This is a genomic window from Pantoea sp. Pa-EAmG, from assembly GCF_030024295.1.
GTDB classification, from domain to species: Bacteria; Pseudomonadota; Gammaproteobacteria; order Enterobacterales; family Enterobacteriaceae; genus Pantoea; species Pantoea dispersa.
Map to the genome: position 1 here is coordinate 15,334 of NZ_JASEWO010000035.1, position 16,822 is coordinate 32,155.

The 16,822-nt window shown below is 59.3% G+C and carries 12 protein-coding genes; 4 read left to right on the plus strand and 8 right to left on the minus strand.

Annotated elements, in window-relative coordinates; all coding sequences use genetic code 11:
• Positions 1-11: 11 nt before the first annotated feature.
• The 3 genes from uxuA to QMM04_RS07375 form a co-directional block, all read right to left on the minus strand.
• Positions 12-1,076, minus strand: a complete 1,065-nt coding sequence (gene uxuA / locus QMM04_RS07365; RefSeq protein ID WP_031279714.1) for a mannonate dehydratase — start codon at positions 1,074-1,076, stop codon at positions 12-14.
• Positions 1,077-1,208: 132 nt separating this feature from the next.
• A complete protein-coding gene (locus tag QMM04_RS07370) occupies positions 1,209-1,913 on the minus strand; it encodes a response regulator transcription factor (protein ID WP_282995920.1) in 705 nt (234 codons plus the stop codon).
• On the minus strand, positions 1,913-5,164 hold the full coding sequence (locus QMM04_RS07375) for a transporter substrate-binding domain-containing protein (protein WP_282995921.1): 3,252 nt from the start codon (positions 5,162-5,164) through the stop codon (positions 1,913-1,915). The genes QMM04_RS07370 and QMM04_RS07375 overlap by 1 nt, the downstream gene beginning before the upstream one ends.
• Positions 5,165-5,534: 370 nt before the next feature.
• Between QMM04_RS07375 and QMM04_RS07380 the strand changes: the two genes are divergently transcribed.
• Entirely contained in the window at positions 5,535-6,497 is a 963-nt protein-coding gene (locus QMM04_RS07380; protein WP_166719826.1) for a sensor domain-containing diguanylate cyclase, read from the plus strand.
• A 27-nt stretch (positions 6,498-6,524) separates the two neighbouring features.
• On the opposite strand, the gene QMM04_RS07385 is transcribed toward QMM04_RS07380, so the two are convergent.
• Positions 6,525-8,393 carry an amidohydrolase gene (locus QMM04_RS07385; RefSeq protein ID WP_058774850.1) on the minus strand — a complete coding sequence of 623 codons (1,869 nt, stop codon included), beginning with the start codon at positions 8,391-8,393 and terminating at the stop codon, positions 6,525-6,527.
• A gap of 162 nt (positions 8,394-8,555) precedes the next feature.
• Between QMM04_RS07385 and QMM04_RS07390 the strand changes: the two genes are divergently transcribed.
• Complete coding sequence (locus tag QMM04_RS07390) at positions 8,556-9,464, plus strand: LysR family transcriptional regulator (RefSeq protein ID WP_021507614.1); 909 nt, start codon at positions 8,556-8,558, stop codon at positions 9,462-9,464.
• On the opposite strand, the gene QMM04_RS07395 is transcribed toward QMM04_RS07390, so the two are convergent.
• Positions 9,465-11,054 (minus strand): MFS transporter, encoded by a 1,590-nt coding sequence (locus tag QMM04_RS07395; protein ID WP_127833654.1) that lies wholly within the window; start codon positions 11,052-11,054, stop codon positions 9,465-9,467. It abuts the gene before it with no gap.
• Between the two features lie 215 nt (positions 11,055-11,269).
• On the opposite strand from QMM04_RS07395, the gene QMM04_RS07400 reads away from it, so the two are divergent.
• Positions 11,270-12,091, plus strand: coding sequence for an alpha/beta hydrolase (locus QMM04_RS07400; protein WP_282995922.1), 822 nt, complete (start codon positions 11,270-11,272; stop codon positions 12,089-12,091).
• Positions 12,092-12,293: 202 nt separating this feature from the next.
• Here the strand turns inward: QMM04_RS07400 and treF are convergent, their stop codons facing one another.
• Both treF and QMM04_RS07410 read right to left on the minus strand, forming a co-directional pair.
• Complete coding sequence (gene treF, locus QMM04_RS07405) at positions 12,294-13,952, minus strand: alpha,alpha-trehalase TreF (RefSeq protein WP_058759659.1); 1,659 nt, start codon at positions 13,950-13,952, stop codon at positions 12,294-12,296.
• Between the two features lie 348 nt (positions 13,953-14,300).
• Entirely contained in the window at positions 14,301-15,155 is an 855-nt protein-coding gene (locus QMM04_RS07410) for an SDR family oxidoreductase (RefSeq protein ID WP_058770640.1), read from the minus strand.
• Positions 15,156-15,256: 101 nt separating this feature from the next.
• On the opposite strand from QMM04_RS07410, the gene QMM04_RS07415 reads away from it, so the two are divergent.
• Entirely contained in the window at positions 15,257-15,628 is a 372-nt protein-coding gene (locus QMM04_RS07415; RefSeq protein WP_021507610.1) for a helix-turn-helix domain-containing protein, read from the plus strand.
• A 22-nt stretch (positions 15,629-15,650) separates the two neighbouring features.
• On the opposite strand, the gene yghX is transcribed toward QMM04_RS07415, so the two are convergent.
• Positions 15,651-16,541 (minus strand): YghX family hydrolase, encoded by an 891-nt coding sequence (gene yghX, locus QMM04_RS07420; protein WP_058759656.1) that lies wholly within the window; start codon positions 16,539-16,541, stop codon positions 15,651-15,653.
• Positions 16,542-16,822 lie beyond the last annotated feature (281 nt).

The window sequence follows — 16,822 nt, forward strand, 5'->3', positions numbered from 1 at the left end:
ATCGTAGCCCATTAACGTTTACTCAGCGCTTCCCACAGGCCCAGCAGATAAGTGGTGCCCAGCGCGCGGTCGTACAAACCGTAGCCTGGGCGCCCGGTTTCACCCCAGATAAAGCGGCCGTGATCCGAACGGATATAGCCGTCAAAGCCGTTGTCATACATCGACTGCAGCACTTTATACATATCCAGCGAGCCATATTCCGTCGGATGCGCGCACTCGTAGAAATCTTTATCGCGGATGATCTTGATGTTGCGCACGTGGGCAAACGGGATGCGTTTGCGGCGCGAGAATTCGGCCAGAATGGCATAGACATCGTTCTGCGGATCCTCGGCAATCGATCCGGTGCACAACGTGATGCCGTTGGCTTCAGAATCGACGACGTTACAGATCCAGTCGAGATCGTCGCGGTTCTTCACCACGCGCGGCAGACCGAAGATCGAATACGGCGGATCGTCCGGGTGGATCGCCATCTTCACGCCCACCTCTTCACACACCGGGATCACCGCTTTGAGGAAATAGGCGAGGTTTTCACGCAGCTTCGCGTCATCAACGTCCTGATATTTGGCAAACAGCTCCTGAACTTTTGCGAGCCGTTCCGGCTCCCAGCCCGGCAGCGCGAAGCCGTTAGCGCTGCCCAGCACCTCTTTCACCACCTCGTCGAGGCTTTTATCAATGCCCTGCTTCTCGAAGGCCATGGTGATGGAGCCATCCGGCAGCACGTAATTCATATCCGTCTTCATCCAGTCAAACACCGGCATGAAGTTGTAGCAGATCACTTTTACCCCGGCGGCCGCCAGGTTGCGGATACTTTGCTGATAATTGGCGATATAGCGATCGCGGCTTGGCAGGCCGATCTTGATGTCGTCGTGAATATTAACACTCTCAATCACTTCAACCGTCAGTCCGGCTGCGTGCACCTGATCGACCAGCGCCTGGATCTTCTCCTGCGGCCAGGTTTCGCCTACCGGCACATCGTAGAGTGCGCCCACCACGCCGCGTACGCCCGGTACCTGGCGAATATATTCCAGCGAAACCTTGTCTTCCTTCGGCCCAAACCACCGCATTGTCAGCTGCATTATGTCATCCACCGTCATCGTGTCTGTATGATAATGGCTAAACTACCATACTAGAATTCATGAAGGCAGCATTGCGCGGCGATTAAGCCTTGATCCGCGTCACAGAACCGGTTTTATCCGCAGCGCAGTCGCTTACTGGGTGGTCACCAGCTCGGTGAAATACTGCTTGTACTTAAACAGTTCGAGATCCGAGCGCAGCCCCAGTTTGCGCAGCGCGGTCTGCTTCTGACCGCTGATGGTTTTGCGGCTGCGCGCGTATTTACCGGCGATCTGCGTAATGCTCAACCCGTCGAGATAACAGCGAATTACCTCGATTTCGCGCGGGCTCAGCTCGCGCAGCAGCAGCGAGATGTCGTCGCCCGCCTGGCGCGGCGTCAGGTAGTCGTGCATCTCGCGATCGCTCTCCTGGAATTTATCCAGCTCCAGCATCATGTCCGGCGTCAGGAAACGCTTGCCGCGACAGATTTGATGGATGGCATCGATCAGCACCTCCTGATCGTGGCTTTTACCGACAAATCCCTGCACGCCGGCTTTCAGCAACAGCTGGACAATCGCTGGTTTCTCCACCGCGGACGACACCAGAATCTTCAGCTGCGGGTAGTGCAGGCGCAGCTGTTTCACCATTTGCAGCCCGTCGAGCTGGTCTTCACCCAGCATGTAATCCAGCACCAGGATATCGAGCGGGTGGCGCTGCAGGAAGGCCATCAGCTGCTGGCGCTGGGCAAAAGCCCCGACCAGATCGAGCTGCGGCTCCTGCGCTAAGCGGTACTGCATGGCTTTACCAATCAGCGGATGATCGTCCAGCACGGCAATCTGCCAGATTGCGCTCTCTTTCATTACATCACCTCTTCAGGAATAGGTGTTTCCAGGGCACGCAGGAACAGCGCGTCCAGCTCGGCCACCGCCCCGGCGACCTCCGGCAGCAGCTGCTGTAATAGCGCACCATCTTCATGCTCCGCCGCCTGTTCGGCGGCGCGGCAGCGATGTTGCAGCGCGTCGGCGCGCAGCATTCGGGCACTGCCGAGTAGCTGATGCGCGGCGTGACGCGCCGAAGCAAAATTGTTCGCAGCCACCGCCTGCGTCAGCTGGGCGAGATCGTAACTGTTCTGCTGGCGCGCGGTGGTCACCAGGTCGCGCCACGCCTGCGGGTTGTTTGCCGCCAGATTCTCCAGCGTCAGCAGGGTATCGTCGCGCGTCGGGTTCATCGGTGCGCCGGTGATCACCTGCAGCAGCTGCGCGCGCTCCAGCGGTTTAAACAGACAACCGTTCATGCCGGCGTCCTGCGCCAGCTGAGCCACGCGCTCCTCCGCCATCGCCGTCAGGCCGTAAACCGGTACCGCGCGTCGCACCAGGCGCTTCTCTTCGGCGCGCAGCTGGCGGGTGAATTCGAAGCCGTCCATCTCCGGCATGTTGCAGTCGGTAATTACGCGGTCCGGCTGATTTTCGCGCCACAGCGCCAGTGCCGCTGCACCGCCATCCGCCACCAGTACATGGTGCCCGGCGTAGCGCAGCTGCTGGGCCAGCAGCAGGCGGTTGGTGGCGTTGTCATCGACAATCAGAATGCGCAGTGCAGCCTGTTTTGCTGGCTCCACCGGCTGTGGCAGGGCGGGCTGCTCATGTTCAATGCTCGCCGCTTCCGCGCGGAAGCGCAGCATAAACACGCTGCCGTCACCCGGTTCACTCTCGACGTGCAGCTCGGTGCCGAGCATCACCGCCAGCCGGCGGCAGATATTCAGGCCTAACCCAGTGCCGCTGGCGCGGTTGCTGCCCTGATCGACCTGAATGAACGGCTCGAAGATCGCCTGCTGCTGCTCTGCCGTCAGGCCAACCCCGCTGTCGCTCACCTCCAGCACATACTCCGGCCGCGTGCTCTCTGCCTGATACAGCGCCACTTCCACTTCGCCGTACGAAGTAAACTTGATGGCGTTGCTCACCAGATTGGAGAGAATTTGCTTCAGCGCCACCGGGTCAAACAGCACCTGGTCCTGCTCCATCTCCAGCACGATATTCAGCGCCAGCCCCTTGTTCAGCGCCACCTGGCGGAACAGCGCTTCGCAATCCCGCACCACTTCACTGAGCGACATCGGCTGCAGCTGCACGCTGAAATGCCCGGATTCGATTTTGGCCAGGTCGAGAATATCGCCCACCAGCGAGAGCAGTGAACGCGACGACTCCCAGGCGACATCAATGTTTTTCTGCCGCTGCTGTTCATTACTCTGGCCGAGATGCTCGATTTCCAGCAGGCCAATCAGCGCCGCCAGCGGCGTGCGGATTTCATGACTCATGTGCGACAGGAAGGTGCTTTTCGCTTCGCTGGCGCGCACCGCGACTTCGTTGGCTTTGCGCAGGTCGGCCATCAGCGCTTCGATATGCGCCAGCTGCTCGCTGATTTCACGCTCGTGCTCACGCTGTTTGGCCAGCGAGGCTTTCAGCAGATGGTTACGCCACAGGAAAAACAGCAGGCCCAGCCCGGCCACGGCGACGATGCGCAATATATAGCTGCGATAGCTTTGCCACGAGGTGCTGGTGGCGGGCGGCGTGTATTTGATCCAGCGCTCCATCAGCGACTGCATGGTCGGCTGCGGAATATCGGACAGCGCTTTGTTAAGGATCGACAGCAGCACCTGATCCTGGCCATTGACCGCCATCGCCATGCGGAACATCGGTAGCGGCGCGACAAACGCCACTTTGAAGCTGTCATTAAAATGATTGTTGAGCAGAAACAGCGACGACTCGTACGGCACGATAAAGCCATCCAGCTGCTTATCGAGTAGCTGACCGAGTGAATCAATCGATACGCCGTTTTCGACGAAGTTGATGCCCGGCCAGCGTTCGCGTAAATCGTAACGATAGTAAGCGCGCTCATAGATACCGATGCGCTTGCCCGCCATCTCATCAAAGCTTTTCCACGGGCTGTCTTTGCGCGTCACCACTACCCACGACGAGTAGATGTAGGAGCGGGTATAGCGGATTTTGTCGTCCTGCTGCGCGGTGGCGTCGCTGACGGCGATAATCGCATCGCGCTGGCGATTAAGCGTATCGCGCATGTTGCTCAACCCCTGAATCGGGTTGTAGCGAAAGCGAATGCCGGTGCGCTGGGAAATCATTTTCAGCAGGTCCACGCTCAGGCCGACCACGCGCTGCCGGTTATCAACGAAGGTAAACGGCGTGTGCGAGGGATCGTAGTTGACGGTGATTTCCCGGTGCTCTGCCAGCCACGCCGCCTCTTGTTCGCTCAGATCGAGGGGATAATTTTTCACCACCGACTGATAATCCAGGCTCCAGGCTTCGGCAATCTGTACCGCGTTGCGCAGCGGAATGTTTTTCAGGATTTCATCAATGGCTGCGATCAGCGGCAGATTGGCACTGTTGCTGGCAAAGCGCGCGTCGACATCGTTGGTGTACGGCGTGCTGTGCGCTTCAATCACGTTCTGCAGGCCGCGATGCGAAAGAAAGCGCTGAGTGGCACTGTTGCTCCAGAACAGGGTGTTTTCGCTGAACGCGGTGTCGGTGTAGGCCCACAGCGGCGGCGCGGCCGGCGCCAGCGTGGCGCGCGGATAGCGCTTGTGCAGCAGCGCTTTGAGTTCCGCATCACCGTAATAGAGCAGGCGATAGCGGCTATTTTTCAGCTCACTGTCGAAGGTCGCGTTACGTTTGCTGATTAATACGCTGCGCGCCAGTGAATACGGCAGGCTCAGCGCCAGCTGCGTATCCTGATTGGCGGCCAGCGTGTAGTAAGGAATCAGATCGACTTCACCGTCGTTGAGCGCATCCACCAGCTCCAGCCGGGTTTTATACACCTTGATTTTCACCGGCAGATTTAACGCCTTCGCCACGATGGCCAGATAATCGGCCGAGAGTCCTTCGTAGGTATTGGCTTCAAACGACACGGAATAGGGCGGCAGCGGGTTGTTCCACACGCCGACGCGCAGCACGGAGTGCTGTTTCAGCCACTGCTGGCTCTGCGGCGACAGCGTGACTTCCGGTGCTACCAGACCATAACGCGGCGAGAAATTTAACGTGGTTGCACCCCAGGCAGACAGGCAAAAGCCCAGTAACAGAAGGAGGCTGAGGATGCGTTTACTCACGGATGATTTCACTCGCTGGACCGGTTGCGCGCGCCGCCACCATGACGGCGCTTCTTCTCTGACGGCACGTTGCGCGTCAGGCATCCTTCAACAGCGACTTAATACAAGTGGACTTAAATCGCGCTTAAGAAATTTCTTAAAAACAGGAGAGAAAATTCCTGGTGAAAGGCAGGTTTCGCCGGCGCGACGAAGCGAAGCGCGCTGCTATTTTTAGTAAGTGTAAGTTTTGTTTGCTGAAATTACCGCGTTGCTTCGCCATTCCTGCTGAACCCGGCGCAATTTTCCGACGCTAATCGCCTTTTCATTTGTTTTATTTACAGAATCTATCGTGCAGGCAAAATAGCCCTTATTTTCTCTCCAGCGATCAACCATGTCCGAAGAAGCGCTGCGCCAGCAGATTCAGAACCTGAAAAAGCACAATGCGCGCCTCAAGCGCCTGGCGCACGACGCGCGTAATAAGCTGAACGCGGCGCTGGACGGGACCGGCTTATGCCTGTGGCAGCTGGATATTCCCAGCGGCAAGCTGGTGATTTTTAACCGGCGCTGGGGCGCGATGCTCGGCTTTCAGGCGAAAGAGACCAAAGCGCGCTTTGATGCCTGGCGCGAGTGCCTGCATCCGGAAGATGCCGATGAGGTGCTGCGCGCCTTTTACGATCATATTGAAGGACGCGCGCCCTATTACGAGGCGCTGCACCGTATGATCGGCAAGAACGGCAAAATCACCTGGGTGCTGGATCGCGGACGCGTCAGCGAGTGGGACGAGCAGGGTAATCCGCTCAAAGTGACCGGCACCCATATCGACATGACCAAAGAGAAGAATTACGAAGCCCAGCTCTCCCTGCTGGCGCATCACGACCCGTTAACCGCGTTGCCCAACCGCCACGCGCTGCAGGCGCATTTTAGTCAGCTGCAACGCGCCGGGCCGCTGTGCGTGGCGTTTATCGACCTCGACAACTTCAAGCACGTCAATGACACGCTCGGCCATCGCAGCGGTGACGAGGTGCTAATTCAGCTCAGCCAGCGCATCCGCGATTTGCTGCCGTCAGAGGCCATCGTCGGGCGGCTTGGCGGCGATGAGTTCGTGCTGCTGCTGCCGTTTTTGATTGACTACCCGAAGGTGCGCATTCTGGCGCAGGCGGTGCTGGATGCGGCACTGACGCCGTTTGATGTCGACAATGGTCATGCGCGGATTGGTGCTTCGATCGGTATCGCCCCGGTACACCGGCGGGACAGCTTCGACGACGCGCTGACCCGGGCGGATGGTGCGATGTACCAGATTAAAAAGAACGGTAAGCAGGGCTTTGGCCTGGCAGGCAATATATCGGTGGGGTGAGGGTCAGCGCCCGCACCCTTTTATCACTTAAAACGCAAAACAGGAACAGCCCAGCGCACCCCAGAACGCGTTATTGTCTGACACCGGCACCGATGACTGGCGCGCGACATCATGAGCGTGGCTGTGCACGCCACAGGGGCCGCTGCACTGGTGTACCTGCGGCATCCGCGCGGCGCGGCCGCTGGTCTGCGGCGGGGCGCTGCGGTAGTGACCAGGCACGGTAACCACCGGCGACCACTCCGGCAACACCGGCACCGGCGGCGGTGCCAGCGGCGTGAAGCTGCCAGCGGCATACACCACATTGCCATCCACCAGCGTCAGCACCGATTCAATGCCTTTGATCTCCTCTTCCGGTACGCTGAAGAAATCTTTCGACAACAGCACCAGATCCGCCAGCTGGCCGACTTTGATCTCACCTTTGGCGCTCTGCTCGCTGGAGAACCAGGCGCTGCCTTTGGTCCACAGCATCAGCGCGGTTTCACGGTCGATGCGTGCGTTGTCATCGTACAGCTGCATCCCGCCGACGGTACGGCCTGAAACCAGCCAGTACAGTGCGGTCCACGGGTTATAGCTGGCAACGCGGGTGGCATCGGTACCGAGGCCCACCGGCACGCCGGCCTCCAGCATGCGCGCCACCGGCGGCGTCTGCTTCGCGGCCTCTTTACCGTAGCGATCGACAAAGTATTCCCCCTGGAAAGCCATGCGATGCTGCACCGCCAGGCCGCCGCCGAGCGCTTTTACCCGCTCAATATTGGCTTCAGTGATGGTTTCCGCATGGTCAAAGAACCAGTGCAGGCCATTGAACGGAATGTCGCGATTCACCTTCTCAAACACATCCAGCATGCGGCTGATCGATTCGTTATAGGTGGCGTGCAGGCGGAACGGCCAGCGATGCTCCACCAGGTGACGCACCACGCGCTCCAGCTCATCTTCCATGCCGGGTGCCAGATCCGGGCGCGGTTCGAGGAAATCTTCGAAGTCCGCCGCCGAGAACACCAGCATTTCACCGGCACCGTTGTGGCGCAGGAAATTGGTGCCCTGGCCCGGCTTCAGCATATCGGTCCACTTCTCAAAGTCTTCCAGCTCGTGGCCGGGACGCTGGGTGAACAGGTTATAGGCGATGCGTACCGTCAGCTGCTTTTTCGCGTGCAGTTCGGCGATCACGTCGTAATCGTCCGGGTAATTCTGGAAGCCGCCGCCGGCGTCAATGGCGCTGGTCAGACCGAGGCGGTTCAGTTCACGCATAAACTGACGCGTCGAGTTAACCTGCTGTTCCAGCGGCAGCTTTGGCCCTTTCGCCAGCGTGGCGTACAGCAGCATGGCGTTAGGACGGGCGATCAGCATGCCGGTCGGATTGCCATTGCTGTCGCGCTGGATTTCGCCGCCCGGCGGGTTGGGGGTCTCTTTGGTGTAGCCCACCACTTTCAGCGCGGCGCGATTGAGCAGCGCGCGGTCATACAGATGCAGAATGAAGACCGGCGTATCGGGCGCGGCGGCGTTGATTTCGTCCAGCGTCGGCATGCGGCGCTCAGCAAACTGGAACTCGCTCCAGCCCCCGACCACGCGCACCCACTGCGGTGACGGCGTACGCAGTGCCTGATCGCGCAGCATACGCAGCGCATCGGCTAGCGACGGCACGCCTTCCCAGCGCAGCTCAAGATTGTAGTTAAGGCCGCCGCGAATCAGATGCAGGTGGGAATCGTTCAGGCCGGGAATGCCAGTGTGCCCTTTGGCGTCGATGATTTGCGTGTCGCTGCCGGCAAAGCGCATGACGTCCGCTTCGCTACCTACGGCGAGGAACTTGCCGTCTTTGATGGCTACGGCGGTGGCCAGCGGGTTTGCGCGGTCGACGGTGTGAAACTTACCGTTGGTAAAAATCAGGGATGCGGTCGTCATTCTGTTCTCTCCGTTAAATTAAGCGTAGCGGCCCTCAGCCACCGTGTTAATGCGCGGTTAAAAATGCTTGCGCCGATGAGGAAAAAAATACGAAATGACAGCAGTTATTGATAACGGATTGTTTTTACGTTGTCGTTCAACTTTTTTTACGGAGGGTAGGGAATGCGTTTAAATCTGGAGGCGCTGCTGATTCTGGATGCGCTCGATCGTCATGGCACCTTTGCCGCTGCGGCCGCGCGACTGTTCAAAACCGCGTCGGCGTTGAGCTATACCGTGCAGAAGATGGAGAGCGATTTAAAAATCACGCTGCTCGACCGCTCCGGCCATCGCGCCACGTTCACGCCGACCGGCCGTCTGATGCTGGAAAAAGGGCGGACGCTGCTGCGTGCGGTGAACGAGCTGGAGCAGCAGGCGCGCTACGTGGAGAGCGGCTGGGAGAGTCTGCTGACCATCAGCGTGGATGCTTCGCTGCCGTTTAGCATCCTCACGCCGCTGATTGACGAATTTTATCAGCAGCACCCGCACACCCAGCTGCAGTTCCGTCAGGACGTGCTGGCCGGCTGCTGGGAAGCGCTGCACTACGGCGAAGCGGACATTGTCTTTGGCGCGGTCCAGGAACCCGCCACGCGCAAAGAGATTGTCTGCCAGCCGCTGGGCTGGCTGGAGTATGTGTTCGCTGTCGCTCCTGACCATCCGCTGGCGGCGGAGCCCGAACCGCTGCTGCGCGAACAGATTCGCCAGTATCGCGCGGTCACGGTGCATGATTCATCCCGCCACGGTGCCGGGATGGATTTACGCGTGCTGGATGAGCAGAAGACGCTGAGCGTGCATGATTTCCCGGCCAAACTGCAGGCGCATCTTGCCGGGCTCGGCTGTGGTTATCTGCCGCTTTACCTGGCGCGCCCGCACCTGGCGAGCGGTGCGCTGGTGGCGCGCCAGCTGGACAGCGAGTGCCGGCGCGATATCGCCTATCTGGCGTGGAATGAGAGCGCCTGCGGCAACGCGGCTATCTGGTGGCGCGAGCGCCTGCCGACGCTGCCCGGCCTGAGTGACATCTACGCGCCAGCCTGATCACAGCGCAATATGATGGCTGACCTGCGGGGGTTCATCACCCTGATGGAACTGCAGTACCGCCTGCTGTAACTCAGCATCGGCGCGCGAGACGCGCTGGTGCTGACGCAAATGCTCCTGCCATGACTCCACCATAAACCACTCCAGCAGCGCCCCGGCATCGTCGGTCTGCTCCATTAATCCCCACGCATAGGCACCGTCACGGCGTCGCGCCTGCGCCAGTTTGTGCATGGCGTGCTGGAAAGCGGCGCGATCGGCCTGGGGAACACGGTAGCGAATCTGGATCAGTACGGCGCCACGGCGGATATCCACCGCATCGCTCACCACTGGTTCAGCCCAGTGCTGCGCTGGCTGCAGATCCGCTTCGCCCGCCGGCAGCGCCAGCCGTTTTGCCAGCAGCGCCGTGATGAGCAGCGCCGCGCCGGCCAGCATCAGCGTTGGTGCCAGGCCCATGTGCTGGGCGATCAGCCCCCAGGCCAGACTGCCACCCGCCAGCGTGCCGTTGAACACCATCAGATAGACCGCCAGCCCGCGACCGCGCACCCAGTCGGGCAGCACCGCCTGCGCCACGCCGTTGAGGGTCGTCAGCGCGATGATCCAGCCGGTGCCCAGTACCAGCATCAGCAGCAGCGCCAGCCACTGCGGCGGACTGAGCGACAGCGCCACCATGACCAGCGCGCTGAGCACGGCGGAGAGCAGCATCAGTCCATCATGGCTCAGCCGGGCACGCAGGCGCGGCAGCAGCAGCGCGCCGGCAATGGCACCGGCACCGACGGCCCCAAGCAGCAAGCCATAAAAGCCCGCGCTGCCGTGCAGCATGGTGCGCGCCACCAGCGGCAGCAGCGCCCAGATGGCACTGGCGAAGGCAAAATACAGCGCGGCGCGCAACAGTACGCGATGCAGTTCGCGGCTGGCTTTCACATAGCGCAGCCCGGCGCGGAAAGCGCCAAAGAAGTGCTCATTCAGCGCGGTAGCGGCTTTCGCCGGACGTTTCCACCACAGCAGCGCGGCGATGACGAAAAAATAACTGGCGACATCGGCACCGTAAGCGGCCATAGCACCTAAACTTGCCAGCAGCAGGCCGCCGGTAGCCGGTCCAATCGCCCGGGCGATATTGATGCCCAGCGAGTTGAGCGCGACGGCATTTTTCAGCTCATGACGGGGTACCAGCTCCGGCACGATGGCCTGCCATGCCGGACCGAACAGCGCCGCGCCGACGCCGCCGACAAAGGTCAGGCCGATCAGCCATTCAACGGTGAGCCAGTGGTTGTGCGACAGCAGCAGTAGCGTGCCGCTGACGCTGGCCATCAGCAGCTGCACCACAATCAGCAGGCGGCGGCGGTCAACAATATCTGACAGCACGCCGGCCGGCAGCGCCAGCAGAAATACCGGCAGCGTGGCGGCGGTTTGCATCAGCGCGACGGCGGTTGGGTTATCCGACAGTCCGGTAATCAGCCAGGCGCTGGCGACGTCACGGATAAAGCTACCGGTATTGCCGAGCACCGAAGCGGTCCAGATCACGGCGAAAAGCCCGTAGGCGAAAGGGGAAAACGCGCCGCTGCGCGCTGTTTGTGGATTTGGCTGGTTCATCAGGCTGTTCCTGTCAGTGTGCGATGAGAGCACGATACGAAGCTCGCCCGTCAGGAGATAGCGGAAAAAATCGGCCAACTTGTACAAGGATTTTTGACGGCAGGGCTTAGCAAAAATCTTTGCACAAGTTGTCAAAATCTCTGCTTTAGGTTTTTCCAGCATCCCACGCTAGTTTGATTGCCAGACACAACATCACTGACTAACGGAGAAAAAACATGAGCACATTCAAGACTAAAGACGGCGTAAACCTGTACTTCAAAGACTGGGGCAAGGGGCAGCCGGTGCTGTTCAGCCACGGCTGGCCGCTGGATGCCGATATGTGGGACAGCCAGCTCAACTTCCTCGCCGAGCGCGGCTATCGCGTCATCGCGTTTGACCGCCGCGGCTTTGGTCGCTCCGATCAGCCGTGGGAAGGCTACGATTACGACACTTTTGCCGACGATATTCACGGCCTGATCGAGCACCTGCAGCTGGATGAGGTGACGCTGGTGGGCTTCTCGATGGGCGGCGGGGATGTGTCGCGCTACATCGGTCGTTATGGTACCGCGAAAGTGAAAGGACTGGTGCTGCTGGGCGCCGTCACCCCGATCTTTGGTAAAACCGACGACCACCCGGAAGGGGTGGAATCAGCGGTGTTTGACGGGATTAAAGCGGGTTTGCTGAAGGATCGTGCGCAGTTTATCAAAGAGTTCGCCACGCCGTTTTACGGCACCAACGCGGGCCAGACGGTTTCCGATGGGGTGCTGACGCAGACGCTGAACATTGCGCTGCTGGCGTCGCTGAAAGGTACACTGGATTGCGTGACCGCGTTCTCTGAGACAGATTTCCGTGCGGATATTGCCAAAGTGGATGTGCCGACGCTGGTGATCCACGGCAGTAACGACCAAATCGTGCCGTTTGAAGCCACCGGCAAGCTGGTGCACGAGATGATTGCGGGTTCACAGCTGAAAGTGTATGAGAACGGCCCGCACGGTTTTGCGGTGACGCATCAGGACCAGCTGAATGCGGATCTGCTGGCGTTTTTGCAGGGGAATTGAGGGGGGAGTGCGTTTTTTCCCCTCACCCTAACCCTCTCCCGCTTGCGGGAGAGGGGACCGATCGAGCGGGGGATTGGCTCTTGAATTAACCTGGGCTGTCTCAGTCCTGCATATGGCAGCGTTTCCCTCTCCCGGTGGGAGAGGGCCAGGGTGAGGGCATCAGGCCGCAGTATCCCGCCTGCTACCACACCCAACCGCATTATCAATCCGCCAGCAAATGCCCGTACATCGCCAGCAGGCGACGGGTGACGCCGTTGGTCCAGCCGAAGCCGTCCTGTAGCGGATACTCACCGCCGCCGCCCGGGCGGGCGCGATCGCCGCTGATATCGTACTTCTCTACCAGCTTATGGTGCAGCGAATAGAAATTCTTCACCGTAGTCAGCCAGTTGACCGCAATCTCCGTTGCCAGCGTCTCTTCACCGTAGTTATTCAGGCCGACCACCGCCATCCACTGCAGTGGCGCCCAGCCGTTGGGTTTATCCCACTGCTCGCCGCTCTCCACCATGGAGGTCACCAGGCCGCCCTGCGTCAGCAGCAGCTGGCGCAGCGCCACCGCCTGCAGATGCGCCTGCTCGGGTGATGCCAGCCCCAGGAACAGCGGTACCACCGCCGCTGCGGTAAAGGCACCAAAGCGTTCACGTCGCCAGTCGTAGTCGCGGTACACGCCTGCGGTGTTGTCCCACAGATAGCGATGAATCGCCTGCTTGCGCGCATCCGCTTTCTTCTGCCACGCCAGGCCGGTGAGTTCTTCGCCCTTCGCGTGCGCCAGCGTCGAGATCATCAGCTCCAGCTTGTAGAGAAACGCATTCAGATCCACCGGAATAAACTGGGTGGTGCGAATGCTGGCCAGACGCTGTGGATCGCGCAACCAGCGCGAGGAGTAATCCCAGCCGGAAGCGGCACCGGCGCGCAGATCGCGATAGACCTCGCTGGCCGGCCGACGCGATTTGCTGGCGGTTTCCACATCTTCCATCCACGACTCATCGCGCGGCGTGTCGCGATCATCCCAGTAGCGGTTGAGCAGCGAACCATCCGGCATGCGCACCACGTGGCGATAGGCCTGGTGCGGCATCAGCTCGCCAGCCCCGTCCATCCAGAACTGATACTCTTTCATCAGCTGGTCAAGATAGCGCTTCGCGCCGCGAATGCCGTCCTCTTCAAACAGCTCGACCATCAGCGCGAACACCGGCGGCTGCGAGCGGCTGAGGTAATAGGTACGGTTGCCATTCGGCACGTGACCGTAGTTATCAATCAGCCAGGCGAAGTTGTCCGCCATATGACGCAGCAGATCGTCGCGGCCCGCTTCGGCCAGTCCCAGCATGCTGAAGTAGGAGTCCCAGTAATACGTTTCACCAAAACGCCCGCCGGGCACCACGTAGGGCTTCGGCAGCGGCAGCAGGGAAGAATGCGGTAAATGCTGCTGCGGCATTTTGGTTAACACTGGCCACAGATCGTCAATATGTTCCGTCAGGGTTTTATCCGGATTGGAAACATAAAAACTCTCATTGACTTGCGGTAAATAAAAATGCTCGTGGACAAATTTTTCCAGGTCGAACTCCGCCGAGCGTTTACGGCGGCGATAGCGGATTAAAATATCCAGCGGATCGAATTTAGGCGCGCAGTCCGGAAACGTTTTGCTGTCGGCAAAAATACGTGACGTCTGCACGTGCTCAAACAGCTCCAGATAACGATCGGCAGGCGTCAGCGCATCAGGCGCAGGCAGGCCTTCGATCAGCTCGGGTTCCGGCTCCGAATCCTGCATACCTTCGCGGATAAACTCGTGAGGATCGTATTGATACCCCAGATCAGCATGGGCTTCGTGTTCTCCGAAAGCTTGACGTTGCTGGTGGTTAGTATTAATAGCGGCCTCCTGAAATTGCCTGGTTGCTCAAAGGACAAATTATAGATCTCTGACCCGATGAGACAACAATGCGAAATATCTATGAACGTAATAAATCTTGTCGATTGATCGGCTATTTTAGGCTTTTTTCAGCGAATACAACGCCCTATATTTCAGGAATTGAAAGCAGTGTTTCAGATGAAGCTTTAAATAAATGAACAGATTTATCTGTAAATAAGAAAATCGTCAGTGATGACGGCAAAAAAGCGGGAAGAGGTTGATCATTTGATGGCAAACGAGACGGGGAAAAGAGGGTTTCTCGCCGCCCTCACCCCGGATTTCACCGCAGGTGAGGGCGCCATCAGCGCCTTACTTTGCCAGCGTGGCCTTAATTACCGCGGCGAACGGTGTGGTCGGGCGGCCAATGAGTTTGCTGAGCGTGTGGCTGTCGTCGAACAGGGCACCCTGAGCGGCACCGGCGTCGGAATCCGCCAGCAGTTCGGCCAGCGGCGCGGGTAAGCCGGCTCCGATCAGCGCCGCGCTGAATTCCGCAGGCGGCAGGTTAACGTACTCCACCTGTTCGCCGGACTGGCGGGCGATCTCCGCACTGAATTCTGCCAGCGTATAGCTGTCATCGCCGGCCAGTTCGTACACTTTGCCGGCCTGATCGTCACGGCTGATCACCTCTGCCGCCGCGGCAGCATAATCCTCGCGCGCCGCCGACGCGATGCGCCCGTTGCCCGCCGCGCCGATAAAGGCATGATGCGCTAACGCCGGTGCGATGCTGGCCGCATAGTTTTCGCTGTACCAGCCGTTACGCAGCAGGGCATAAGGGATGCCTGAAGCCTGCAGCAGCGCTTCGGTGGCGCGATGCTCCACGCCGAGACCCAGCGGTGAAGTATCCGCGTGCAGCAGGCTGGTGTACGCGATAAATGACACGCCTGCCGCTTTGGCGGCATCAATCACCGCCCGGTGCTGGGCCTCGCGCTGGCCCACTTCGCTGGAGGAGATCAGCAGCACTTTCTGCACGCCGGCAAAGGCGCCCTGTAGCGTCTGTGGCTGGTTGTAATCCGCGGTACGCAGCGCGACGCCGAGCGCCTGCAGGTCCTGCGCCTTTTCCGGTGAACGTACCACCGCGATGATCTCGCTGGCCGGTACTTTCTTCAGCAAAGCATTAATCACTAAACGGCCCAGTTGGCCAGTGGCTCCGGTAATCGCAATCATGGTGTTTTTCCTCAGGTTGAACTGGTATGGAAACAGCCTACGGGATAAACTAACTTTTAGTAAGTACTTACAGATTTGTTAGTTTGAGCGGAGTGATGTAAATGGCTGAAAACCTGAGTGATAAATTTTCCCGTGGTGAATTACTCAATGTGAACTGCCCGTCGCGTGAAGTGTTAAAACGGATTACCAGCCGCTGGAGTGTGCTGGTGTTACTGGCGCTGCGCGCTGAGACGCTGCGCTTCAGCGAACTGCGCCGCCGGATTGGTGGCATCAGTGAACGCATGCTGGCGCAGACGCTGCGCTACATGGAAGAGGATGGCTTCATTGAGCGTATCGCCTATGAAGTGGTGCCGCCGCACGTGGAGTACCGGCTGACGGCGCTGGGCCATGAGGTGGAAGGGCAGGTCATCGGCCTCGCCGACTGGCTGGAAAGCAATGTCCACCGCATCATTAAAGCGCCGCAGACGGCGTGAGTGCCGTCGCGGCGCGCCAGGCTCAGGCGTGCAAATATTTCTCAAACCAGCCGAGTGTGCGACCCCATGCCAGGTCGGCGGCGGCTTTGTCATAGCGTGGCGTTGAGTCGTTGTGAAAGCCGTGATTCACGCCGGGATAAATATACGCTTCATAGGTTTTGTGGCTGGCTTGCAGGGCGGCTTCATAAGCCGGCCAGCCTTCGTTGATGCCTTTATCCAGCGCGGCATAGTGCAGCAGCAGCGGCGCCTGAATGCGCGCCACATCTTCCGCTTTTGGCTGGCGGCCATAGAACGGCACGGCGCAGGCCAGCTCAGGAAACACCACTGCCGCCGCATTGGCCACGCCGCCGCCATAACAGAAGCCGGTGATGCCGACCTTGCCGTTCCCCTCGGGATGCTGCATCAGGAAATCGACCGCCGCGAAGAAATCGTTCATCAGTTTGGTCGGGTCGACTTTGGCCTGCATCGCACGGCCCTCTTCATCATTGCCCGGATAGCCGCCCAGCGAGCTTAAGCCATCCGGCGCCAGCGCAACATAGCCCGCTTTGGCGACCCGTCTCGCCACGTCTTCAATGTAAGGGTTCAGGCCGCGATTCTCGTGTACCACCACCACGGCACCCAGCTTGCCGCTGGCGTGAGTCGGGCGCACCCGATAAGCGCGTACCTCGCCATGTCCCTGGGGCGACGGGTAGTGAATGTATTCGGCGTTGATATCAGGATCGGTAAACGACACCTGCTCTGCCAGCGCATAATTGGGGCTCATGGCGCTGAGCAGGGTGGCTCCGGTCATGCCGGCGATGGTGAACTTCGCGGCCAGCGAGAGAAACTCGCGCTTGCTGATGCGACCGTGCGCATAGTAGTCATAAAGCTCAAGCAGTTCCTGGGGAAAATCCTGGGCGGTAAGACGGGTCATAACCTCTCCTTCGCTGATTAACCGGACTGTGCTGCTTTAACAAAGCACAGCCTGACGCCGCTGGCAAATGCCATGCCCCAGCGGGTTAATGCGCGATGGCTCACAGAATGTCACCGAAAGGCAGCAAATTAATTTCTTTTTGGTCTATAAAAATTATCTTTTAATTAACAAACTTTCTTTCTGGCGGCTGTGCAGGAAATTTTACAGCGTAACGTGACGGTGCGGTCCTCTGCCATTTTGTCTTGCTCAGTAATTAACAGATAAATTAGCCAGTTACCAGA